This is a genomic window from Gottfriedia sp. NPDC057991 (genome assembly GCF_042886615.1).
In the GTDB taxonomy this organism is placed as follows: Bacteria; Bacillota; Bacilli; order Bacillales; family Bacillaceae_G; genus Gottfriedia.
In genome coordinates, this window is sequence record NZ_JBHVQN010000001.1 from 1,185,855 (window position 1) to 1,208,857 (window position 23,003).

Annotated in this window: 29 protein-coding genes; 22 read left to right on the forward strand and 7 right to left on the reverse strand. The window is 30.7% G+C overall.

Annotation, left to right across the window (positions count from 1 at the left end):
* Positions 1-27: 27 nt before the first annotated feature.
* Complete coding sequence (locus ACFVR2_RS06015; RefSeq protein ID WP_387359775.1) at positions 28-888, reverse strand: alpha/beta fold hydrolase; 861 nt, start codon at positions 886-888, stop codon at positions 28-30.
* Between the two features lie 347 nt (positions 889-1,235).
* On the opposite strand from ACFVR2_RS06015, the gene ACFVR2_RS06020 reads away from it, so the two are divergent.
* On the forward strand, positions 1,236-1,397 hold the full coding sequence (locus ACFVR2_RS06020; RefSeq protein WP_387359778.1) for a hypothetical protein: 162 nt from the start codon (positions 1,236-1,238) through the stop codon (positions 1,395-1,397).
* Positions 1,398-1,535: 138 nt separating this feature from the next.
* Positions 1,536-2,405, forward strand: a complete 870-nt coding sequence (locus tag ACFVR2_RS06025; RefSeq protein WP_387359780.1) for a proline iminopeptidase-family hydrolase — start codon at positions 1,536-1,538, stop codon at positions 2,403-2,405.
* A 306-nt stretch (positions 2,406-2,711) separates the two neighbouring features.
* Here ACFVR2_RS06025 and ACFVR2_RS06030 read toward each other — a convergent pair whose 3' ends face one another.
* On the reverse strand, positions 2,712-3,359 hold the full coding sequence (locus tag ACFVR2_RS06030) for a 2OG-Fe(II) oxygenase (protein ID WP_387359782.1): 648 nt from the start codon (positions 3,357-3,359) through the stop codon (positions 2,712-2,714).
* A gap of 417 nt (positions 3,360-3,776) precedes the next feature.
* Here ACFVR2_RS06030 and ACFVR2_RS06035 point away from each other — a divergent pair, with 417 nt between their 5' ends.
* Both ACFVR2_RS06035 and ACFVR2_RS06040 read left to right on the forward strand, forming a co-directional pair.
* Positions 3,777-4,394, forward strand: a complete 618-nt coding sequence (locus ACFVR2_RS06035; protein WP_387359784.1) for a hypothetical protein — start codon at positions 3,777-3,779, stop codon at positions 4,392-4,394.
* Positions 4,395-4,498: 104 nt separating this feature from the next.
* On the forward strand, positions 4,499-4,987 hold the full coding sequence (locus ACFVR2_RS06040; RefSeq protein ID WP_387359786.1) for a hypothetical protein: 489 nt from the start codon (positions 4,499-4,501) through the stop codon (positions 4,985-4,987).
* Positions 4,988-5,116: 129 nt separating this feature from the next.
* On the opposite strand, the gene ACFVR2_RS06045 is transcribed toward ACFVR2_RS06040, so the two are convergent.
* The gene (locus tag ACFVR2_RS06045; protein ID WP_387359788.1) at positions 5,117-5,944 is read right to left on the reverse strand and encodes a 5'-nucleotidase, lipoprotein e(P4) family; all 828 of its coding nucleotides are present in this window, start codon (positions 5,942-5,944) and stop codon (positions 5,117-5,119) included.
* A 215-nt stretch (positions 5,945-6,159) separates the two neighbouring features.
* Between ACFVR2_RS06045 and ACFVR2_RS06050 the strand changes: the two genes are divergently transcribed.
* The 5 genes from ACFVR2_RS06050 (at position 6,160) to ACFVR2_RS06070 (ending at position 9,043) form a co-directional block, all read left to right on the forward strand.
* Positions 6,160-6,624 carry a GNAT family N-acetyltransferase gene (locus ACFVR2_RS06050; RefSeq protein ID WP_387359790.1) on the forward strand — a complete coding sequence of 155 codons (465 nt, stop codon included), beginning with the start codon at positions 6,160-6,162 and terminating at the stop codon, positions 6,622-6,624.
* 118 nt (positions 6,625-6,742) lie between these two features.
* Positions 6,743-7,618 carry an alpha/beta fold hydrolase gene (locus ACFVR2_RS06055; RefSeq protein ID WP_387359792.1) on the forward strand — a complete coding sequence of 292 codons (876 nt, stop codon included), beginning with the start codon at positions 6,743-6,745 and terminating at the stop codon, positions 7,616-7,618.
* A 2-nt stretch (positions 7,619-7,620) separates the two neighbouring features.
* Positions 7,621-7,968 (forward strand): NIPSNAP family protein, encoded by a 348-nt coding sequence (locus tag ACFVR2_RS06060; protein ID WP_387359794.1) that lies wholly within the window; start codon positions 7,621-7,623, stop codon positions 7,966-7,968.
* A gap of 274 nt (positions 7,969-8,242) precedes the next feature.
* Entirely contained in the window at positions 8,243-8,395 is a 153-nt protein-coding gene (locus tag ACFVR2_RS06065) for a hypothetical protein (RefSeq protein ID WP_387359796.1), read from the forward strand.
* 24 nt (positions 8,396-8,419) lie between these two features.
* Positions 8,420-9,043 (forward strand): histidine phosphatase family protein, encoded by a 624-nt coding sequence (locus tag ACFVR2_RS06070; protein ID WP_387359798.1) that lies wholly within the window; start codon positions 8,420-8,422, stop codon positions 9,041-9,043.
* A 58-nt stretch (positions 9,044-9,101) separates the two neighbouring features.
* On the opposite strand, the gene ACFVR2_RS06075 is transcribed toward ACFVR2_RS06070, so the two are convergent.
* On the reverse strand, positions 9,102-9,566 hold the full coding sequence (locus ACFVR2_RS06075) for a hypothetical protein (RefSeq protein ID WP_387359800.1): 465 nt from the start codon (positions 9,564-9,566) through the stop codon (positions 9,102-9,104).
* A gap of 198 nt (positions 9,567-9,764) precedes the next feature.
* On the opposite strand from ACFVR2_RS06075, the gene ACFVR2_RS06080 reads away from it, so the two are divergent.
* Positions 9,765-10,145, forward strand: a complete 381-nt coding sequence (locus ACFVR2_RS06080; protein ID WP_387359802.1) for a FixH family protein — start codon at positions 9,765-9,767, stop codon at positions 10,143-10,145.
* 127 nt (positions 10,146-10,272) lie between these two features.
* Here the strand turns inward: ACFVR2_RS06080 and ACFVR2_RS06085 are convergent, their stop codons facing one another.
* On the reverse strand, positions 10,273-10,713 hold the full coding sequence (locus ACFVR2_RS06085; protein ID WP_387359804.1) for a cupredoxin domain-containing protein: 441 nt from the start codon (positions 10,711-10,713) through the stop codon (positions 10,273-10,275).
* A 202-nt stretch (positions 10,714-10,915) separates the two neighbouring features.
* Here ACFVR2_RS06085 and ACFVR2_RS06090 point away from each other — a divergent pair, with 202 nt between their 5' ends.
* The 5 genes from ACFVR2_RS06090 (at position 10,916) to ACFVR2_RS06110 (ending at position 13,082) form a co-directional block, all read left to right on the forward strand.
* Positions 10,916-11,671, forward strand: a complete 756-nt coding sequence (locus tag ACFVR2_RS06090; protein ID WP_387359806.1) for a sporulation protein — start codon at positions 10,916-10,918, stop codon at positions 11,669-11,671.
* Positions 11,672-11,850: 179 nt separating this feature from the next.
* Entirely contained in the window at positions 11,851-12,147 is a 297-nt protein-coding gene (locus ACFVR2_RS06095) for a hypothetical protein (RefSeq protein WP_387359808.1), read from the forward strand.
* A gap of 85 nt (positions 12,148-12,232) precedes the next feature.
* Positions 12,233-12,529, forward strand: coding sequence for a hypothetical protein (locus ACFVR2_RS06100; RefSeq protein ID WP_387359810.1), 297 nt, complete (start codon positions 12,233-12,235; stop codon positions 12,527-12,529).
* Positions 12,530-12,543: 14 nt separating this feature from the next.
* Positions 12,544-12,867: a DUF2085 domain-containing protein gene (locus ACFVR2_RS06105; protein ID WP_387359812.1), complete on the forward strand. Its 324-nt coding sequence runs from the start codon at positions 12,544-12,546 to the stop codon at positions 12,865-12,867.
* Between the two features lie 83 nt (positions 12,868-12,950).
* Positions 12,951-13,082, forward strand: a complete 132-nt coding sequence (locus ACFVR2_RS06110; RefSeq protein WP_098862313.1) for a DUF4023 domain-containing protein — start codon at positions 12,951-12,953, stop codon at positions 13,080-13,082.
* A 100-nt stretch (positions 13,083-13,182) separates the two neighbouring features.
* Here ACFVR2_RS06110 and ACFVR2_RS06115 read toward each other — a convergent pair whose 3' ends face one another.
* Positions 13,183-13,335 (reverse strand): YpzG family protein, encoded by a 153-nt coding sequence (locus ACFVR2_RS06115; protein ID WP_387359814.1) that lies wholly within the window; start codon positions 13,333-13,335, stop codon positions 13,183-13,185.
* A 487-nt stretch (positions 13,336-13,822) separates the two neighbouring features.
* Here ACFVR2_RS06115 and ACFVR2_RS06120 point away from each other — a divergent pair, with 487 nt between their 5' ends.
* Entirely contained in the window at positions 13,823-14,608 is a 786-nt protein-coding gene (locus tag ACFVR2_RS06120) for a DUF4931 domain-containing protein (protein ID WP_483867293.1), read from the forward strand.
* Between the two features lie 160 nt (positions 14,609-14,768).
* Here ACFVR2_RS06120 and ACFVR2_RS06125 read toward each other — a convergent pair whose 3' ends face one another.
* A complete protein-coding gene (locus ACFVR2_RS06125; protein ID WP_387359818.1) occupies positions 14,769-15,260 on the reverse strand; it encodes a DinB family protein in 492 nt (163 codons plus the stop codon).
* 297 nt (positions 15,261-15,557) lie between these two features.
* On the opposite strand from ACFVR2_RS06125, the gene ACFVR2_RS06130 reads away from it, so the two are divergent.
* The 6 genes from ACFVR2_RS06130 (at position 15,558) to ACFVR2_RS06155 (ending at position 22,968) form a co-directional block, all read left to right on the forward strand.
* Positions 15,558-16,313: a DeoR/GlpR family DNA-binding transcription regulator gene (locus ACFVR2_RS06130; RefSeq protein ID WP_335412706.1), complete on the forward strand. Its 756-nt coding sequence runs from the start codon at positions 15,558-15,560 to the stop codon at positions 16,311-16,313.
* Complete coding sequence (pfkB, locus tag ACFVR2_RS06135) at positions 16,310-17,221, forward strand: 1-phosphofructokinase (protein WP_387359822.1); 912 nt, start codon at positions 16,310-16,312, stop codon at positions 17,219-17,221. Before ACFVR2_RS06130 ends, pfkB begins: the two co-directional genes overlap by 4 nt.
* 12 nt (positions 17,222-17,233) lie before the next feature.
* Positions 17,234-19,084 (forward strand): PTS fructose transporter subunit IIABC, encoded by a 1,851-nt coding sequence (locus ACFVR2_RS06140; protein ID WP_387359824.1) that lies wholly within the window; start codon positions 17,234-17,236, stop codon positions 19,082-19,084.
* Between the two features lie 177 nt (positions 19,085-19,261).
* A complete protein-coding gene (locus tag ACFVR2_RS06145; protein WP_387359826.1) occupies positions 19,262-20,758 on the forward strand; it encodes a spore germination protein in 1,497 nt (498 codons plus the stop codon).
* A complete protein-coding gene (locus ACFVR2_RS06150) occupies positions 20,748-21,851 on the forward strand; it encodes a GerAB/ArcD/ProY family transporter (protein ID WP_387359828.1) in 1,104 nt (367 codons plus the stop codon). Before ACFVR2_RS06145 ends, ACFVR2_RS06150 begins: the two co-directional genes overlap by 11 nt.
* A complete protein-coding gene (locus tag ACFVR2_RS06155) occupies positions 21,841-22,968 on the forward strand; it encodes a Ger(x)C family spore germination protein (protein ID WP_387359830.1) in 1,128 nt (375 codons plus the stop codon). The genes ACFVR2_RS06150 and ACFVR2_RS06155 overlap by 11 nt, the downstream gene beginning before the upstream one ends.
* The last annotated feature ends 35 nt before the right edge of the window (positions 22,969-23,003 follow it).

Consider the following 23,003-nt stretch of genomic DNA (forward strand, 5'->3'; position numbering starts at 1 on the left):
CTAAATCCTGCATTCCTTGTTCATCATTTAGTTTCCTGCTTTTCTTTTTTCTTTTTTTCTAGATTTTGTTTTTCCTTTTCCAGATTTTTGTACTTCTTTAAAAAATTCGTCTAGCTCTTGATTGAACTTATCTGTTTCTTCCAAAAACAAAAGATGACTACTATTATAAAATGGAACAAATTTCGATCCTTTTATATTTTTTTGAATAAACTCACCAGCAGCTAATGGAAAAAATCCATGACTACCAAAACAAATTAATGTTGGAATATCGACATTACAAAGAGTATCTCGATAATCTACAGCAGTTTGATTAAATACGATTGTACTTGCAATCGCTGCAGGTAATTTATTCATTTCTTTTAATATCCATTTATGTTCTTTTGGATCAGGTTGATCCATATACATACCGTAAATAAAATCGCTATTAAATTTGTTCTGATCTTCTTGGATAGACTGCATTACATTTTTTAAAATCGTAAAATCAAATGCTCCAAACTCCCAATCTGGCCATATATAATCGGATGCAGATTGATCAACAACTGTTAGCGCCTTAATATTTTTACTCCCAAATTGATTAACATAGTCCCACAATACAAAAGCTCCCATTGACCAGCCTACTAAAATTACATCCTTTAAATCTAGTTTTTCTATAAAGCATTTTAAATCACGAGCGTACTGTGCTACTGTATGCCCATATTGAACTTTTGAAGACTTCCCATGTGCTCGTAAATCTAAAGTAATGACGCGATAATTTTTACTAAAATACGGTACTTGTTTATGAAAAAACTTACTACTCATCATAACTCCATGAACAAAAACAACTGTTTGACCTTCTCCGTAATCTTCATAATAGAGCTTTGTATGAGAATCAAGTTCTACATATGCCAATTTAATCGCCCCCATTGGCTTTTATATGTCTTACTTTCTTATATTATTTCATCTCATAATAATTCATGACTATTCGCAACTTCTTTGATGAAGGCTGTTTAAGTAAAAATACCTGACTTATTTTAAAATGAAGATTGGAGTTGGAGATTAAATTAACTAGATTATTACGATTATGGAATGAATTCATAATGTTTTTTATTTAAAATGAAAATGTGGTAAAATTCAGATAAATATAGAAATTATCTAAGCATACATAATAAATAAAGAATACCGATCGTTTATTTTTTATATGAAGGATCGCTAAATAAAATTTCCATAATACATAAAACTGACTAGGGTGTGAATTAATGGAATATGCTGGATTCTATTGGGTAGGGTTAATCTTTTGGTTGTTAATTAGTTCTGGATTCATTCTTTTAGCTTGGGGTCTATGGAAAAAATCCTGGAAAACATTAATACTGAGCGGAGTTGCATTAATACTACCAACACTATATTTTGGTGGCGCTTAAGAGTTGGATTAAGTTGGTTGCATTTCTTCCAATGATTCCTTTAGTACTTGCTTATATCATCAAAAAAACCAATGTTTGAGATGGATGGTTATTTTTCCTAATTAATATACTGTTATTGAATGAAAAGGAGAGAAATAAATGAATGTGATTGAGGGTTTTATTGAAGTAACAGGCGGTAAGGTGTGGTATCAAGTTCATAATAAGAATTCATCTAAAATCCCTGTTGTTGTTTTACATGGAGGACCTGGTTCCTCTCATTATTCCATGCAAGGTTTACAAGTATTAGCGGAAGATCGTCCAGTTATTTTTTATGATCAGTTAGGCTGTGGAAAGTCAGACCGTCCAACAGATACAACTTTGTGGAATATTGATAGATTTGTTGAGGAATTAGCGCAAATCAAAAAGGCGCTTTCGCTTGATGAGTTTCACATACTCGGTCATTCGTGGGGAACAACACTTGCTGCAGCTTATTATTTATCGAGACCAGTTGGAGTGAAGAGTATAGTCTTTTCAAGTCCTTGTTTAAGCGCTCCGTTATGGGCTGAGGATCAGGATCGAAATCGAAAACTACTCCCGCTTGATGTACAAGAAACATTATTAAAGTGCGAGGAAAATGGAACAACAGACTCAGAGGAATACAAAAATGCTAACGCTGTATTTAACAACCATTTTGTTTGCAGATTAGACCCATATCCAGAATTCCTAAAAAAAGGAAAACATTACAGAAATCCAGAAGTTTACAATATTATGTGGGGGCCATCCGAGTTTCATGTAACAGGAAACTTAAAGGATTTTGACTGCACTTCAAAATTAAAAGACATCAAAGTCCCTACATTGTATACTTGCGGTCGATATGATGAAGCAACACCTAAATCAACAGAATATTTCAGCGAGCTAACGCCTAATGGAAAATTCCACGTATTTGAGCAAAGTGCACATATGCCGTACATAGAAGAGCCAAAAGAGTATATACGAGTGGTTGCAAGCTTTTTGAAGGAAGTTGAATAAACTATTAAATTGTGAAACGCAAGATTGTTACCTTGCGTTTTTTTTGATGGTGGATTTCGTTGAGGGTTTATGAGTCAGGGAATTAGGGAAAATATGATTTTTAGTAACTTATGGGGTGTTCATGAGTAAGGTAAAAAAGGAAAAAATAGGGGTTTAGTACCTCATAGAGTGTTCATGAGGAAGTAAAAAAGGAAAAAGCAAAACACCTTACATAAAATAGGACCAAATATTATTAGAATTATCTGAAATATACGGTCCTAAATATGCAAAATATTATATTAAATAATCTATTTATTTCGTTTAATATTATCGAATACGTTGTCGTCTCATCCACTGAGTGGCAACCCATTTTTCTCCGCTAATAACTGGGCTACCTGCATGAATGGTTAGTTCATTGATGGCTTCGTCCTGATAAAAATATTCAAAGTATAAACCAGTGCCTTTTTTGGCTGCAACAGAATAATTAAGTGTAGGAAAAATCGTTTCGCCGCCTTCTTCCACATCATTTAAATAGAGAATGAGTGTACTTATCCTATTATTATTTGTCCGGTGATTGGAAAAGTAATCGAAATGCGGTTTATACTGCTGTCCCGGCTCGTAATGAAGAACTTGTAATGGTTCTGCATGTTCGATTGGAATATTCATGATCGTTTCGAATCGTTTTTCAATACGTTTGATAAGTTCCGTTTCACTTTCCTCAAAAAACATACCACTACTTGTTCGCATCTCATTTTCCTCACGAGATAAACCTATTTTTGATCGTTTCATGCGCAATTTTGCATGGTTAATTAGCTCATCACATTCTTCATCACTTAATACATTATCAAGTAAGACAACTAATGGTTCCTCTTTCCGAGTTAGAATCTCAATCTCTCGATCAATTGTTTTGATAAACGGACCAGTATGATTAAAAATGGTTTGTTCGGTTTTCTTTAAATTTCCTTCTTCTAACATTTTGTCACATCTCCTTGTATATTTCATAAATACAAATCCTAGGAAAAATTGGTGAGCTCATTGATTTAACAAATTTCGCAAATCATTTTTGTATAAAAGAAAAACCTGAAATTTAGATTTTTTGAATCAAGGCTACAATACCCGTAGACAAAAAATTTGTTTTTAGAATAAATTCCTCATTGTGTTGTCATTTTCCTGCTTAAATCAAAGCTATTAGACCAAGGTTTAAAGAAAATTTTGAAAATTAATTTTAGAGCATGTTAATTGTAGTAATTCGGGAATTTTGTCGATTTTCATGTGTTGAAAACCTTAGTATTGATAATAAGGTGGAGATGGTTGAGTTAATTAAAACAAGAAATGATATAATTTTATAATATGAAAATATTATCCTATTAAACTTATCTCATGGAGCATGAAATGAAAAAAATACTATTAATTGGTCTAACGTCACTATTAATACCATTTGGTTGTGAAAATGAAAAAAATACATTGCTAGATACTTCAAAATTAAAAAAGTTTGAACAACCAGAACTTACAAAAGAACAACGAAAAATATTACCTGTTACTTATGAATCCTCTTCGATCGAAGAAGGATTAAAGGCACTTCCTTTTAAATTGAAGATTCCTAAAAATTTACCACTTAAATTCAATCCTATTGAAACATTATCAATATTAGATATCAATCATAAAGGAAAGAAATTAGATGTACAATATAGTCTTTCTCATATTGACAAGTCAACCCTATATATAATCATCGTTACTGTTCATAATTATAAACCTGAACTTGAAGTAGAAGAAAATGAATCGAATGAAATTGTTGAATTGAAGGGTGGGGTACGTGGAACTTATACAGGAAATTCTACTTTAGGTGTTTCTTATAAACTTGATAACAATAAAGAAGATGTCGATCCAGAAGAAAATACGCTTGTTTTTAATAAAACAGGTATTTATTATGAACTTACTTATGTTTCAACTATTGGAAACACTGAAAAGAATAAACAATATGTCATAAATATCGCAAATCAAATGTTATAGATTTAGTAAAGTTAACTAAAATCGGATATTCAGTTTTGATGACTTAAACTTGCATAAATACAAACAGGAAAAAGCTAATTAAACATACTATACGAGGGAAATAAATGAATACAATAACAGAGGTGTTTTATTCTCCATTTGAAGTTTTTCAAGCACTAGGTGGACTTCAAGATGAATATAACTGGCTAATAACTGATACAGATTTTTATTTTGAAGAATTTAGTGAAACTATTGGGAACTATCGAATAAAAAATAGTGACGATGACATTTTAGAAATATATTGGATACCACATAAAAACATTTCAAAGTTTACTGAACATGAATATTTTGGTTTATCTTGGGGTGTATTTTCAGCTTTCCCTAAAAATGAAAAGATTGAACTAAGTAATTTAGAAATCATTCCATTTGCAGATGGTAACCCAAGTTTTTGGGTACCGAATCCGAAAACTCAACATCCTAAGGCTTTATTTGAAATAGTATTTTGGGACTCATCCTATAATTTACTAATTAGTAAAGATGAAAATATATCGAGCATATTTAGAAATGCATTTGAAGGGTGGAAGGATTTAAACCTTTATAATGAAGAAATTTAACTTGAATATTGCTAATAACTTACAGAATATATTCAAGGGATGCTAATTAGATGGCCATTTCTTTCAAATCAACTTATAAAATAAAAAGGTCAGATAAGTAAAACTAACTCATCTAACCTTAGAAGCTATCTATTTCATTGGTTGTAAAATCTTATATCGATCGACTGCTTTTTCATCAGCAGTTTTTGACATTTTGTAATGATAGATCGCATCTTCCCAATCTCCATACATCGGATTTGGTAATTGGATATACTTTATACCTAGATCCTTTGCAATTTTATCGACATGATCTTTTCGAGTTTTCAAATCAGCTTTATAAAAAATATCTGATAAATCGTTTGAATTATCGCCTATTAACATAACAATTTCATGAGTTTTTGCAATCTCTGCTTGTCTTGGCCCTTTTTGAGCTGTATCTGTTTTAAAATATAAATGTTTTGAATCAACATTCGGTAATCCATGTAATTTCATATTTTTAATTGTATCTTCTTTTGTTTTTTCAGGACGATTTGTAAGATAAAAAACATCAACATTCATTTTTTTCGCTGCTAACAAGAAATCTTTTGCACCAGGGATTAATTCAGCTTTAGCCATATGAATCCATTCATCCCAACCTTGTGGGTAGGAAGTATTATTTTTAATAGACCAAGCTGTATCTGGGGAATTATCTAGAATTGTTTCATCAATGTCTAAAACAACTGCGGCTGGTTTTGCTTTATTATTTAATTTATCACTTGCTTTCTTTTTTACCATTGTTTCTGCAAGTTCTTCTTTTGCCTGATTATAAATTTGAATTTGCAAAGCCTTGTTTTCCGCAGAGGATTGAAACCAATTAGTAGACATAACATTATGTTCTTGTGTGCTTCTTGCAAATTCAGCTTTACTAAAACCAATTCCTGCTAAGGAACCAAAAGCAAATGCAAATAAGATAGAGAGAATAATAACAATTTTTTTCATAATATTTTCCTTTCATATTTGTTAAATTTACTAGCTAAAAAAATTAGTTAGTTAATATGAAAAATTGCTTTTCAAGGTTGTTATTACCTAAAGACTAAAAAATATTCGCTTTTGATTAAAAATTTCATTTACCGTAATGTCGGAAATTTCTGAATTTAGTAAAGAAAGTGATAAGATATAAGAGATTAAAATTTAAGGTTAAAGGGAGGCTAACGATGACTATTCATTTAGAAATCGTAACAAGAGAAAATTGGGAAGAAGCTTTAAAACTTGAAGTAGATAGAGAACAATTGAATTTTGTTCCTTCGGTTGCAGTATCCATTGCAAAAGTATATATAAAACCAGATGGCGAAAATGTGGAATATATCCCATTTGCAATTTATGATGATCAGAAAATGGTTGGATTTATTATGCATGCTTATGAAGAACATACAACAAATAGTTATTGGATAAATGGGTTTTTAATTGATAAACAGTTTCAGGGTAAAGGTTACGGTAAATTAGCATTTGCTGAAATGATAAAATGGATTGTAAATAAATTTCAGCAATGCAATGAGATTCGATTAACAGTTCATAAAGATAATAAATTAGCTATGAATTTATACAAGCAATCCGGATTTAATCCGACTGGTAACTACTTTGGAGAAGAAGAAGTTTGGTATTACATTGTTCAGAGATAACTGAATTTTAAGTCTTAATAAATTATGAATAATAAGTGAACAATTTTTAAAATGATGGGAATTAGTATCTATTTTCAAGAAATTGTAGGGTATGTCAAAAAGTAGGGGTTTTTACGCTATGGAGAAATGGGAACGAAGACTGATTAATACGAAACGAGGTATATTTGAAGTATTTAGTAAAGGTGAAGGAGATCCATTATGTGTTACACATAATTACTCTGAATTTAATGATACAGGAGATTATTTTGCAAATTCATTTACTAAATTATTTAAAGTATATTTAATAAACTTAAGAGAAACGGGTAATTCTGAAAAAGCACATTTTCCTTATGAATTAAGTATGTTAGAAACAATTTTTGATTTAGAAGAAATTAGGAAGACATTAGGTTATTCATCCTGGAATTTTGCTGGTCATTCTACCGGTGGAATGCTTGGAATCGTTTATGGGATCTATTTTTCAAATTCTTTAAATCATAATATTATAGTTGGGGCTGCTGCAAGAGATTATGCAACATTTTCAAAAAACTGTATTTATAACAGAACTCATCCTCAATATAATAACATGCAAGAATTAATTGAAAAACTAAAAGGTACTGCATTGTCTAAAGAAGAAAGAGAAGCCCTATCAATTGAACGGACAAAGTTATCTTTACATAAGCCTGAGCGATATCATGACTATTTTAATTTACCAATCTCTAAAAAAATGTCTGCAATTCGACTAAATTATTTTAACAGTGAATATCAAATTTACGATGTAACAAAAAAGTTAGCATTAATAAGCTGTTCAACTTTAATCATTTGTGGCAAACATGATGTACAATGTCCAATCGAATATTCAGAAGAAATGGCTGAAGGAATTAATAATTCAAAATTAGTCATTTTAAAAGAAAGTAATCATTATCCATTTTTAGAAGAGAAGGAACTGTTTTTAAAGGAAGTAAAACAATTTACAAAAAAGCGCTTGTCTAAATTCACTTTATGGAGTGGGAAATAAAAATGATCTATAGAAAGAAGTCTTATAAAATAAATCCAGATAAATTAAAACAATTTAATGATTTTTTTCATCTTTATTTATACCCGAATCAAATTAAGCATGGCGCTATATTAATTGGCAGGTGGGTAAACGAATCGAATGATAAAATTGAAGCGATTTGGCAATATGAAAGTCTCGAACAGTATGAGCAGATTGAAATTATGATCAGGGAATCTGAGCTTCATCTGAAAGCAAAAGAAAATAGGGAACAATTAGGAGAATTATTTGTGGAAAGTCATCAAGAATTTCTTACTTCAACTTCACCAATTGGAACATATGAAAACCCTAAACATATTGTTTTAAGTGAATAGGTTTATTAAAAATGACAACAGAGTCATCAAAACGAGAATCGTTCAGATACAATGGAAATGTCTAGGAGCAAGAAGAATTGATTAATCGATTTGAAGCAAAACAAGAAATTTAGTATTAATCAATAAAAAATCATTACAAAGCGATTCAAATGAACGTTTTTTTTATTTTTTTGAATTGTAAAAAAATTGTTAATTTATGGTAAAATATTTTTTATATAAATTAGTAATATTTGTATATAAAAATTATTAACTTTCTATTTAAGGAGAATACAAAATGAATTTACCAATCCTTTTCGTTATTATTGCGTTATTTCTATCATTAGTTTGTGGTTCTGGGTTTAGCCCATTGTTAATAACAAATGTTTTACTTGCCTTAATCGCAGGTATATTATATGAACGAAGAGAAGAAAAACAAGTTAAGGAATAATTTATGAGAGCTGGAGGACTGAAGTTGTTAACAATTTATTTAACAAGACACGGTGAAACGGTGTGGAATATCGAAAATCGATTACAAGGCTCAAAAGATTCCGAACTTACTGCTAGTGGAATTAGTGATGCTAAATTATTAAGTAAAAAATTAGCAAAAGTGAGTTTTAGTAAAATATATACTAGTTCGAGTAAACGTGCAGTAACAACTGCAAATATTTTAAAAAATAATTCCTCCATTCCAATTATTAAAGAAGATGATTTAAAAGAGATTAATTTTGGGGATTGGGAAGGTAAAACGAAAAAAGAAATTAATGAGTGCTTTGAAAATGAATTCGAGTCGCTTTTTAAAACACCTCATTTATACGACCATATTCCACATCAAGGTGAGAGTTTACTAGACTTAAGAGAAAGAGTAGGCAATGTAATCCAAAATATTTTAAATTCAAATGAAGAAGGAAATATATTAATCGTTACACATGCAGTTGTATTGGCAACTATTGTAGCTCATTTAAAGCAATCACCAAATGAAAAATTATGGGATCTACCTTATGTCCACGGAACAAGTTTAACGATTATTAATTTTGGTGAAGATAAAGAGTTGGAATTTAAAGTACTTTGCGATATAACTCATTTAGATCGTATTTAATGTTTTTACTAAAATATGATAGCCTACCTAATTTAAAATAGGTAGGCCATTTTAATGATCAAATTGATTGAAAAGATTTTTCAGTTTTATTGAATTTGCTGACTTCTTGATCAATCACTTTAATTAATAGGATTGTAACTAATACAAAAACAACGTCTATAAAATAGATTAATATGTTTAAATAAGTTTCCTGTAGCATAATGCCAAGCATTGCTCCCATCATTCCACCCATAATTCCCGCAGTTATACCTTCTAATACAGCCATTAATGATAAAGGTTTACCTGTTAAGTATCCTATTAATATGCCTGCAGTCATTGAAAAAATTGTAGGGATCGTTAAATCAGTATTCCGAAAAAAAATACCAAAGATTGTACCCACGGTGACACTTGTCATCATTGAATTTGTCATACTGATCATTTTTCCGACTGTACAAGAAAGTTTTTCTTTTTTTCTATTTGCGATTAGGATGACATATGATGAAAGTAGAACAGTTAATACAATGCTAGCCCATTCTAAAAACATTAAGTTAAACTCCTCCCTATGTTGGAACCATTGATGTTGAGTTATAACGTTCAATTATATGTTTAATAAGCTTAAATGTATGAATGAGATAAGAATAAATTTATTTTAATTTATGCTTTTACATTTTTATCACAAATTTAATTTAACCTTTTTAAGTAAAGTATGGGTGAGGATTTTATCTGAAAAGGAGTGATGTTAATGAAGAAATTACTATACATATTCATAACCATGTTATGTATTTTACTAGTATGTTCTGGCTGTGGAAAGAAGGCTGAAATTAAATCGAGCCCTTTTTTAAATCAAATTCAATTATCAATTAACGAAAAAAAATTAACAAATAAAGACCAAATACATGTGTATCAAGTTAATTTAGTAAATTCAGATGGAAAAGAAGTCGATGTGGATTCGGTTAATTTTAAAATGGAAATGAAAAGTATGAATCATCATGTTGAAGCGAGTATGAAGAAAATAAATAAAGGTATATATGAAGTGAGCTTAGAACTCCCAATGGAAGGTACTTGGAGTAAACAAATTACTTTGAAAAAAGGTAAAAATGAACGTAAAGTATCAATTAGATAAAGATGAATAAGAAAAAAGATAGTAAATTTAGCAAATTAGACTATTTTTACTATCTTTTTTCATGCCAACCAATTAATTGGTTGTCCATTTAGGACAGTTTTGTTTCCCTACTTCTACTATTAAATAATTAATCTACAACAATATAACCAATCATTGGTGCTCCGTCATGTGAATGAGTATCACAAATTAATCGGTATGTACCTTCTTTTTTAAAGAATAAAGGTACTTCAGTAGTTTTACCTTTGGCCACTACACCCGTGATATTCGTTCCTTCGATATGAAAATTATGTTCTTTTCCGTTTATTCCATGAATTTTTAAATTAACTTTTTGGTTTTTTTCAATAACGATCGTACCTGGATCCCATCTATAGGCTTCAATTTCCGTTCCATCATCTAGCTTTGTACTAAATTCGGCTGTAATCATATCGATATCTATTGTTTTTACGTGCTGCTGTTCTACTGCAGTTTGAACTGAATTTGGTGTTAAGTAATACCAACCACTTAATCCAATGACAACAAGGAGAAAGCAAATTAATAACCATTTTTTCTTAATAAAAATAAAGTGCATAAGACACCTCCAAAATTTAATTTCATATTTTAAAATATGCTTATCCTATTAATAACTTGTCTACTAATTTTACTTTACTAGTAATATAATTATTTCTTTTATTCATAATGTAATAGAATGGGAATAAATACTGAATTAGGATTATTCAAGACTGGTAATCTACTATATAATGGAAATGTAGTAATTTTTTGGAGGGGATCTGATGTTTAAAAAAGTACTAGCTAGACTAGGAATTGGAGCAGCTACGGTAAATACAATTATTCATACAAGAGATTTATATCCAGGAAAAAATGTTGAAGGTGTAGTTGAAATTAAGGGTGGTTCAGTTGCACAAGAAATTAATCATATTGGGCTTAAGTTAAAATCTTATGCTAAAAAGAAAAGTGGAGACGATGAGGTAAACGTTAAAATCCAATTACATGAAGAACGTGTATCCGGCAAAATGAAAATTGATGCGCATGAACAACAAGTTATTCCTTTTTCGTTCCAACTGCCATTTTACACACCGATTACAATAAGACATGGCCAAGTTTGGATTGAGACTGATTTAGATATAGATTTAAGTATAGACCCTACAGATACTGATTTTTTAAAGGTTCATGCACATGAAGAGTTAGCAAACTTTGTAGAAGCATTTACAATTCTTGGCTTCCGTTTACGCCAGGTTGAGGTAGAAGCTCAAAATGGTCGATTCTATCAAGAGTGGGAGTTTGTTCCAAGCTCTAAAAGAGAATGGCGATTTGATGAAATTGAATGTATGATTGAACCGAATAAAGATGGTCTGTTTATGATGGTAGCAGTGGATAAAGCTGGTTCCCATCGTGGTTTAGCAGGTTTACTACAAGAATCATTAGGATTAGATGAAAAGAAAACATCACTTAGCTTTAAAAATGAGCAACTTAAAGATGCGCAATCAATTGCAAAATCGGTTAGCGCATTTTTGCAACAATATAACTAATTAAAAAGTAAGAGACAGTTTTTGTCTCTTACTTTTTAATTTTACACAGTTGGAAATTCTCATTCTTTAGACTGAATTTAAATGGAATTTATAATAAAAACTATCCGTATAAGAATTTATAGAATACAATAGTATTTATTAGAAAAAATTAACATTTATATGTTTGAAAAGGAGATTTTATGAAATCTAACGTTAAAAATATGAAATGGATTTCGGGTGGTTTTGAAGCATTACTAGGTATACCTGTTTTAGGTGGTTCGATCGTTATTGGCTTTGGTTATACGCCATTATTTATAGCTTTAATCCTCCATATTATTACGCTCGTGTTAGCAAAAAAAGCTGGTGTCTCTGCTAGTGGAAATATTTTTGGAATTGTAACTTCTTGTCTTGCATGGATTCCAATATTAGGTATGATTATGCATATTCTATCAGCCATCTTTATTTTAATTGGTGCAGCGACTCAACGTTCAAAATAGACAGATTTTTAAGTTTATGTTTGTGACTAAGCACAAGACTAACTTTAGGTTAGTCTTTCATTATTTTTAAGAAAGAGTGATAAAGTTGGTCTTTTTCTTAATCAGCGGTTTTTTTATTCTTCTTATCCTAGGAATCGTTTTAATTGTAAAAGGTTTTTTAGTAAAAGGGCTAATATTGATTAGTGCAAGTATCGTTTTTGGAATTATTATGATTATTTACTATGAGCGGAGAAGAACGAAAAGAAGGGCAATCGATTGGTGTGATTGCGGTGATTTTGGTTTCATACCAGATTGTGACATCCCTGATTGTCATCATCACATTCCTGATTGCACACCGGATTGTGCACCTGATTGTGATTGTAGCCCAGATTGTCCAAGCTAATAGGGGGATTAATTTTGATTTTAAATTGGATTCCATGTCATCGTAAGCAAGAAAGGTCATTTCATATAGGCTCTTATACTTTTCCACTTTGTGCAAGATGTACTGCCATACTTGTGGGTTATTTGTTTCTTCCATTTCTATTTATGATCTCATCATTTCTATTTTGGTGGTACATCCCGATTTTAATGACTCCGTTATTAATTGACGGGTATACACAAAAATGGAAATGGAGAGAAAGTAATAATTTTTTACGTTTCATAACAGGATTCCTATTTGGGATTGCTCAAACAATATTGATTATAAGGTCTGTTCTAGATTTGACAAGAATTCTTATGTAATTTCGAGGGATATTTTTTTATGAATTTTTTCCTACCTAATTGGTTAAAGTAACACTTAGATTCTTTACTAAGGAGGTATCTAAATGGAAGATACACATGAGTTTGTCGAAAAATTACATGAAAGACAAAGAAAAGACCAAAAAAATAAAGAACATCAAGGTAATGGAACACCAAACGAAAAATTACCTACTAAACAACATGGTACAAATAAATAATGAGTGTTTTACTAGCCGTGGCAATTGTCGTGGCTAGTTTTTAATTTGTTAAAAGAAAGGAAGACATCTAAATGTCTTCCTGCTCCTTAATTATCCTTTTTTACCATCTATGTGCCTTTGCATTGCTTTTTAAAATGATCGTGTTTTGAGACTCCATAGTATGTCCATTGACTTGTGATTTAGCATGTTTAGGTCTAGTCCAATTGTGGTAAAATTTTTGAGAATGAGGATCTAAATGATTTTTTATTGTCATATTTGATTCACCTCTAAGATAATTTAGGATATCTTTGATATTCAACTGAATATCGTATTTAGTATTTGAAATTAATTAAAAAAGATACTATTTTAAAACACTAAATTTAATTTGATCTTATTTAAGATGAGATTTTGGTTTATAAGAATATAATAATTAACTTCAAGTATTTTTGGGTAAAAATAGAATTTCATTTATGTGAATTGTTAAATCTAAAAATTGAATGGATATTTATGAGCGTTTTAATTGATAATCAATCGTATCGTTTATTATTATTTTAATTAATAGAAAATACATATTGCTGAAGTTGATGAAATTGGTTGAAATGTGACAGCAAATTTTCAAGATTTAAAAAATCACATTTTCTAATTTGGATTTAAATGTACTAACTAAAAAATGATTGTATTTTCAAAGAGGAGATTAGATAGGCATAATAATTTAGAAGTATTGTTTTTTCAATTTATTTAAAGGGGAAACCGTGATGGATATTCAAAATGAGGTCTTACAATTTAAAATGGATATTGGCGTTAAAAAACCTGATAGTATTAAAAATAAAGAAGTTAAATGTCCATTCTGCGATCGAGAAAATTTAACTGATATTTTCGATACATCAGGCTCGATTATTTATTTGAAAAATAAATTTCCAACATTAGAAGATACTTTTCAAACTGTTATTATTGAAAGTGATGATTGTGAAGGAGATCCTTCAAAATATTCTTTAACACATCTGAGTGAATTATTAGCTTTTGCAATTGATAAATGGGATGAAATGGAATCGACAGGAGAATTCAAATCTGTTATTTTATATAAAAATCATGGCCCATTATCAGGGGGAACACTCAGTCATCCACATATGCAAATTGTTGGATTAAAAAATATTGATTACAATAAAAAGGTAATAGATGTGTATTTCGAGGGGATTACCATTTCGTCGGGTCATGGATATGAATTAAATATATCTATTCATCCAATTATGGGATTTAGAGAATTCAATATTCTAATTGATGACCAGAAATTTATTCCACAAATGTCCGTCTACTTACAAAATGTTACGCATTATTTACTTAACCATTTCTATAAGGGACTTCAAAGCTATAATTTATTCTTTTATAAATGGAAGGGGAAAATTATTTGTAAAATAATTCCAAGGTTTGTTGTATCTCCATTATTTATCGGCTATTCGATTTCTCAAGTGTCAAATCAGTTAGAAGTACATAAAGATCAAATACTAAGTCTTTATAAAAAGGAATTAGAGACAATTTCTTCTATATAAAAAAGAGCTTACGCGTTGTAAGCTCTTTTTTATATTGTTGAGAGATATTAAGTAATACCATTATAGATTTTAACAAAAAACAATATAATCAAAAAACAATTTGTACAAAATAAAAGGAAATCGAATGCCTATAATCAATTTCAAAGTATCTATAATCTGTTTATTTAATTAATAATTCGTTTTTTAATTCTCTAATTTGTTCAATATGACGTTTTTCATGTATACCAATAAAAGGGATCCACTGATTTAAATTGATTTGCCCGAATAATGGATGTGGCATGCCTTTTTCTTCTAAATTTTGCCCTTTTGTTAGTTCAACAAAATGAAATAAAGATTTTCTAGATTGATTCAATTTTTCAGTCATTTCCATTTTTGTAATGAATTGATCAGTTGGCTCAAAATGAGGTGGAGAGGTTACTTTTTTAGTACGATCAGTTGCTAGATGAATTGGCTTATCTTGTATAACTTCACTAGGTGCTTCATTAAATGTACATGTCATCAGCTTTACTAATTTAGATTCCATTAAGTATAAATGTTCAAGAACTTGCATAATGGACCATTTTTCATTATTTACCTTCTTATTTAACTGTTCATCTGTTAAAGAATCAATAACTTCCATAAGTTCTTCACGAATTTGGATATTCTCTTTCAAAAGATATTCCCCATTTCAAATTTAATAATTATAAACCAAAACTCATTTACCAACTCTATGAATCTAAAAATTGAGTACAACTTATTTAGATAAATATTATGAGTAAGCATAAGAAATACTATAAAAAACAAATGTAAATTCTTATTTTTAGTTTAATGTACGGTGTAAATTTTTACAAATTTGAATGGTTTTGACCGGTTTCGAATGATATAGGATGTTTTTGAACGTTTTTGGAAGAAAATGATTGATTTTTTATTTTTCGTGTCTTATACTTGGTTTAATGAAAGGATGAATTCTATGTTAACTCCGGAAAGACAACAATTCATTATAGATATGATCAAAAGAATGGGTATTGTGAAATTAAGGGATATCGTAGAGGCTACAAATACTTCTGAGTCGACAATCCGTCGTGATTTAGTAGAGCTTGAGTCACTTAATCTATTAAAAAGAGTTCATGGTGGAGCAGCTTCAATCAATAGCAAAGCCACTGAATTAAGTATGACTGAAAAAACATCCAAAAACGTTCAAAGTAAAAAGTTAATCGCCGGTCTTGCAGTAACTCAAATAAATGAAGGCGATTGTATATATTTAGATGCTGGTAGTACTACATTCGAAATGATTCCGTTATTAAAGGGATTAGATGTAACAGTCGTTACGAATGGATTAATGCATGTTGAAGCTCTTTTCGAAAATGAAGTGTCCGCATATCTTATAGGTGGAAAAATGAAAGGGCATACAAAAGCGTTGATTGGAAGTATGGCTTCTGAGAGTTTAAAGAATTATCGGTTTGATAAATGTTTTATTGGAGCGAACGGAATCCATCCTCAATTTGGCTATACTACGCCAGATCCTGAAGAGGCGTTTGTAAAGAAAACAGCCATCTCTATTTCAGAGAAAGTATTTATAATAGCTGATTATAGTAAATTTGGCGAAACAAGTTTTGCAAAGATTGGTGAAATTGAAGATGCGATTATATTAACGGACGAAATAGATGATGTACTAGCCAAACAATTTGAGGAAAAAACATCTTTGATAAAGGTAGTGAAATCATGATTTATACAGTAACACTTAATCCTTCAATCGATTACATCGTTGAAGTAGACGATATAGGGTTAGGAAAAATTAATCGAATGAAAAGGGAAAATAAATTTCCTGGCGGTAAAGGAATTAATGTTTCTAGAGTTTTAAAAAGATTGGATGTTGAAAGCATAGCACTTGGTTTTGTCGGAGGGTTTACTGGAGATTTTATTAAAAATGTCTTGGAAAATGAAAGAGTTACATCTGACTTTGTTCAAGTGGAAGGCGATTCTAGAATTAACATAAAATTAAAATCTCAATTGGAAACTGAAATTAACGGTCAAGGCCCTGCAATTTCTGAGGAAAAACTAGATCAATTTTTTTATAAACTAAAACAAATTAAAAAAGGTGATTATGTTGTATTAGCTGGGAATATCCCTAATACATTACCATCTGATTTATATGAACAATTGACATTGTGGGGACAAGAAAATGGGATTCATATCATTGTAGATGCAAGTGGAAAAGTACTATTAGATGTGGTTAAACATCGCCCATTTTTTATCAAGCCAAATCATCATGAATTAGGTGACTTATTTGATGTCAAAATTACGTCAATTGAACAAGCAATCCCGTACGGTAAAAAGTTAGTTGAAATGGGTGCTCAAAATGTAGGAATATCGTTTGCAGGTGATGGAGCGATTCTAATTAATGAGTCTTCCGTTTATGTTTCAAATGTTCCAAAGGGAGAAGTAATTAATTCAGTCGGTGCAGGGGATTCACTTGTGGCTGGTTTTGTAGGTACTTATGTTAAAACAAATAATATTGAAACAGCATTTAAAGTAGGTGTAGCATCAGGTAGTGCTACCGCTTTTTCAGAGGATTTAACAAAAAGAGAGAAAATTGAAGAATTACTTAATCAAGTAAAGATTGTAAAGGATTAAGGGGGGCGAATTATGAGAATCACAGAATTATTAAAAATAGATACAGTTCTCATTGATTTGAATTCATCATCAAAAATGTCAGTAATTGATGAATTAATACAAGTTTTAAATCATGCAGGGAAATTAAATGATAAACAACAGTTCAAAGAAGCGATTTTAACACGTGAAGGTCAAAGTACAACAGGAATTGGGGAAGGGATTGCAATTCCACATGCTAAGACAGCAGCGGTTAAGACTCCTGCAATTGCATTTGGTCGATCAAAAGATGGGATTGATTATGAATCACTTGATGGTCAACCGGCTCATTTATTTTTTATGATTGCAGCTAGTGAGGGAGCAAATAATGCGCATTTAGAAACATTATCTAGATTATCTTCATTATTAATGGATGAAGAATTTCGTGGCTCTTTATTAAGTGCAAAAGACGCAAATGAAATTATTCAATTAATCGATCAAAAAGAAAAATCGTTAAATGATGAAAATGAAGAAACAGTTATAGAAGATTCTTCACGTTCACTAGTCCTTGCAGTAACTGCATGTCCAACAGGTATCGCTCATACTTATATGGCGGCAGATGCTTTAAAAGCAAAAGCAAAAGAATTAAATATTGATTTAAAAGTTGAAACAAATGGTTCAACAGGGATAAAAAATGAATTAACAAAAGACGAGATTAGTAGAGCAGCAGCTATTATCGTAGCAGCGGATAAACAAGTAGAAGTAAATCGTTTTGATGGAAAACATGTCATCCAAGTACCAGTAGCAGATGGAATTCGTAAGTCAAAAGAATTACTTGAAAGAGCTGTTAAACAAGACGCACCAATTTTTCATGCTAATAATAATGGTGGAGGAAGTTCTTCAACTAATCAAGGATCTGGTATATACAAGCACTTAATGAATGGTGTTAGTAATATGTTACCTTTTGTAGTAGGTGGAGGAATTTTAATTGCGTTAGCATTTGCTTTCGGAGGAATTCATACAAAAGGCCCAGTGGCTGAATTACTAATGAAAATTGGAGGAACTGGTGCTTTTAGTTATTTAGTTCCGATATTAGCCGGTTTTATTGCAAGTTCGATTGCAGATCGACCTGGATTTGTACCAGGGGTAGTTGGTGGATTTTTAGCTTCAAGTGCTGGCGCGGGATTCTTAGGTGGTTTAATTGCCGGTTTCTTAGCTGGTTATGTTGTACTTGGACTAAAGAAAGTATTTTCTAAGTTACCTAATTCATTAGAAGGTATTAAGCCGGTTCTATTATATCCTGTATTTGGATTATTAATTACTGGTATTTTAATGGAAGTAGTCGTAAATCCTCCTGTAACTTATTTAAATTCAGCTTTAACACATTGGTTAAGTAGTTTAAGTGGTGGAAACGCTATATTATTAGGAATCATTCTTGGTGGAATGATGGCAGTAGATATGGGTGGACCTATAAATAAAGCTGCATTCACATTTGGTATAGCAGCAATTGCAGCAAATAATTTTGCGCCACATGCTGCGGTAATGGCAGGTGGTATGGTACCTCCATTAGGTATTGCTTTAGCTACTACACTTTTCAAATCAAAGTTTACTGAAATGGAACGTAAATCAGGTATTACAAACTATGTTATGGGGATTTCTTTTATAACAGAAGGAGCGATACCATTTGCTGCTGCAGACCCAGTAAGGGTAATTGTAAGTTCTGTTGTAGGTTCTTCAATCGCAGGTGGACTTGCAATGGCATTTGGTATTACATTACCTGCACCGCATGGTGGAATATTTGTTATTCCGTTAGTAAATAAACCGATATTGTATTTACTAGCAATATTAATTGGCTCAATCATTACAGCGATCATGCTTGGAATTTGGAAAAAAAGAGTAAATGAATAATTGGATACAATAAAAAGGCGACCTATAAGTCAACATGTTGACTTATAGGTTCGCCTTTTTTTATTCAAATGTTAACAGTTTTACAAATACTGGAATTACGAAATGAATAATAACCCTAATTTAACACAAAATAAATCTAATTTATTGTATGAGTTTGGAAATTAGGTGAAATGCATAATGCGTTCAAATAAACATACCCAAAGTAATCAGAATTCAAAAATTGAAATTAGTGGTGATTTGGATCGTAATGTAGAGTACGTAAAGAAATCATTAATTAATACGAGTGACTTAACGGTTAGACATTTAATGTTTCAAAATAAAAAGATTGTTGTTGTCTATATTAGTACAATTGTAGGTAGAGAAGCACTTGAAGTCCAAATCATTCAACAAATTATTAATAATCCAAAGGATACGATTCCAAATACAGTATCAATTAATGATGTTAAAAATTCGGATTCATTTGATGAATGTATTCTCAGTATTGTAAAAGGCTACACGCTCATTTTCACAGAATTTGAAAAAAATGTATTTATTTTAGAAACTACTTCTTTTCAAAATAGATCAATTCAACAGCCTAGTAGTGAACAAACAATCAGGGGCTCCCACGACGGATTAGTAGAATGTATACTGACAAATATTAATCAAATAAGACGAAGAATCAGTAGTCCTAATCTTGTTGTTAAAACTTTATCAATAGGTGTAGAATCTGACACACGATTAGCAGTCTTATATATTGATACAATTGCAAGTGAGGAGTTAGTTAAGGAAGTTCATAGAAGACTTTCTTATATAAATGTTGATTATGTATATTCACCAGGGAATCTTGAGGAATTTATAGAAGATGACCCATTTTCACCATTTCCGCAAGTATTAACAACTGAGAGATCTGACCGAATAGCTGGTAATTTAATGGAAGGAAAGGTTGCCATCTTAACAGATGGTAGCCCATCAGCCCTTGTATTACCAATTACTTTTTTCTCATTTTATCAATCACCTGATGACTATAATAGCCGATGGATGGTCGCATCGTTTGCACGTATTTTAAGATTGGTTAGTTTTTTAATTTCTATTTCATTACCAGCATTATATATTGCATTAGTTTCTTTTCACTTTGAAATTATTCCAATTGACTTAGTATTTAATGTAAAAAGCTCATTAGAAAACGTTCCATACCCACCATTAATTGAAGCCCTTGGGATGCAAATAACATTAGAATTACTTAGAGAATCAGCAATAAGATTACCGAATCCAATTGCACAAACACTTGGTGTTGTAGGTGGTTTAGTAATCGGAACTGCAGTCGTACAGGCAAATTTAGTGTCAAATACGATGATTGTTGTTATTTCCCTTACAGCAATTGCATCATTTGTTGTACCAGATAATGAAATCGGTACCTCTGTCCGATTGCTTGGATTTCCACTAATGTTTGCAGCATCTTTGATAGGATTAATAGGAATTGTTTTTGGACTTAGTATTATCCTAATCCATCTATGTAAACTTGAATCATTCGGATCACCTTATTTCGCGCCATTTGCTCCATTAAGAAAATCAGATTTAAAAGATACTGTTGTTCGAGTGCCATCATGGAAAATGAAAAAAAGACCATTTGCACCCTTGCCAAAGAAATTTAAACGAGAAAATAATTCTAGAGGATGGGAAAATGATGAAAAATGAAAAGATGCTTTCAATATCTCAATTTACATTCGTCATCATTCAATCTCAAATTGGTGTAGGGTTACTTTCACTACCTTATGTAGTCCATAAACATGCAGATCATGATGGTTGGATTTCTGTAATAGTTGCTGGTATCGGGGTGTTTTTACTCTTACTCATTATGTGGTTACTTGGTAAGAGATTTCCTAAAGATACGATTTACGAATATTCATCGAAAATTGTAGGGAAATATATAGGGATTTTTATTTCATATCTTTATATTTTATTTTTCTTTATTGTCTCGATTTATGTCGTAGTGCTTACAATATCAACTCTTAAAAAATGGATTTTAACATTTACGCCACCTTATGTATTAATTATTTTTATCGTTGGTACAGGAATTTATTTAGCGAAAGAAAATTTGAAAGTTATTGGACGATTTTTTACTTTCGTTTGTATTTTAATTTTATTTTTGATTTTTTTTGAATTTTGTTCTTACAATAATGTAAATTATCGATATTTATTTCCAGTCGGACAAGCGGGTGTTAAAAACATCATTCTTGGAGCTCACGATGCGCTAATCTCAATGATGGGATTTGAGTTTATGTTAGTATTATTTCCGTATGTAAAAGCAAAGCCAAACAAAATATTAAAAGCTGGAACGATTTCAATTAGTTTTGTAACGCTCTTGTATACATTTTTTTTAATTACAAGTTATATGAGTTTTAGCAAAGCTGAAATTGCAATTGTACCTGAGCCAATTTTATATTTACTAAAATCATTATCATATGAAGTGATTGAAAGATTAGATCTTGTCTTTCTTTCTATTTGGGTAGTACCAATCTTAACTTCATTTGTGACCTACTTGTATTTAACAAGTTTCGGAATCAGCAAACTATTAAAATTTAAAAATCATAGTAAAACAACTATTATTACAGGACTTGCTATCGCAATCATCTGTATTTTTGTACCACAAAGTGAAGAATTTATAATGAAATTTGGGACATTGCTTTCTTTTATAAGTTATTTTTTTATTTTTGTATTACCTTTAATTTTATTAATTGTTTCGTTTATTAGAAAAAAGAAAGAACTTGGTAATTTGTATGAAGTATAAAATAGTACTTATCTCGTTAATATGTCTTTTACCTTTAACAAGTTGTTGGGATCAAAGATTACTTAAGGAGTCTAAGCTAGTTTATAGTGCGGGATATGATTTAACAGAGGATAATAATTTAAAAGTAACTGCAGTTATTAAAACAAATAGCCAAGGTGGAAGTGATCCGACTCAAGTTAAAACAACAAATGTCATTATTACTGCCACCGGAAAAACATCAAGTGATGCAAGATTAAAAATTACTCGAAAAGTTGCAGGTGATTATGCTACAAATAAAACAAGAGTTTTATTACTTGGAGATGAATTGTCTAAACAGGATATTTATCCTTTATTCGATATTGTATATAGAGACCCAAGAAGTTCATTAGGGGCTAAAGTTATTATTACTAAGGGCCGAGCGGAAGAAATTTTAGAACTAAGCAAAGTGGAGCAAACTCTTGTAAGTGAAGAACTTTTAGATTTAGTAACTAACGCAGAAAGCCATACGATGGTTCCGATTGAAAACGTTCAAACAATCTGTACAATTATGTTCGACCCAGGTGAAGATATTGTTTTGCCGCTAATTAAAAAAGATGATGATAAATTGATCGATATGTCTGGGGTAGCATTATTTAACGATCACAAATATACAGGGTATAATCTTTTAGGTGATGAACCTACTATGTTACTTTTATTTAAAGATCAAATGAAGAAGTACGCAAGATTTAATGTAGAAGTTAGACCGAAAGAAAAAGATATTAGGGAACGGTATATAACGGTTCAAGTGAAAAAAAATAAGCCAAAAATGACAATTAAAATTTCAAAAGAAAATAAAATAACCGTAAATTTAAATCTAAAACTGGACGTTGATACACTTGAGTACCCCCATGATAAATTAGATTCCCAAAAAGAAATTAATATGTTAAACAAAAAAATTTCAAAGCAATTAACAAAAAAAGCTGAAAAAATCATTAAAACAGTACAAGAATCAAATTGTGATGCTTTCGGAATTGGCAGACAGTTAATTTCATTTCATCCGGACGTGTGGAAAAAACTGGATTGGAACAAAGACTATGCTAAAATTACAATTAAACCAAAAGTTGAAGTGAATATTGTCGGAACAGGTATCTTAAAATAATAAAAAACCATCCATTAAGGATGGTTTTTTGTTTT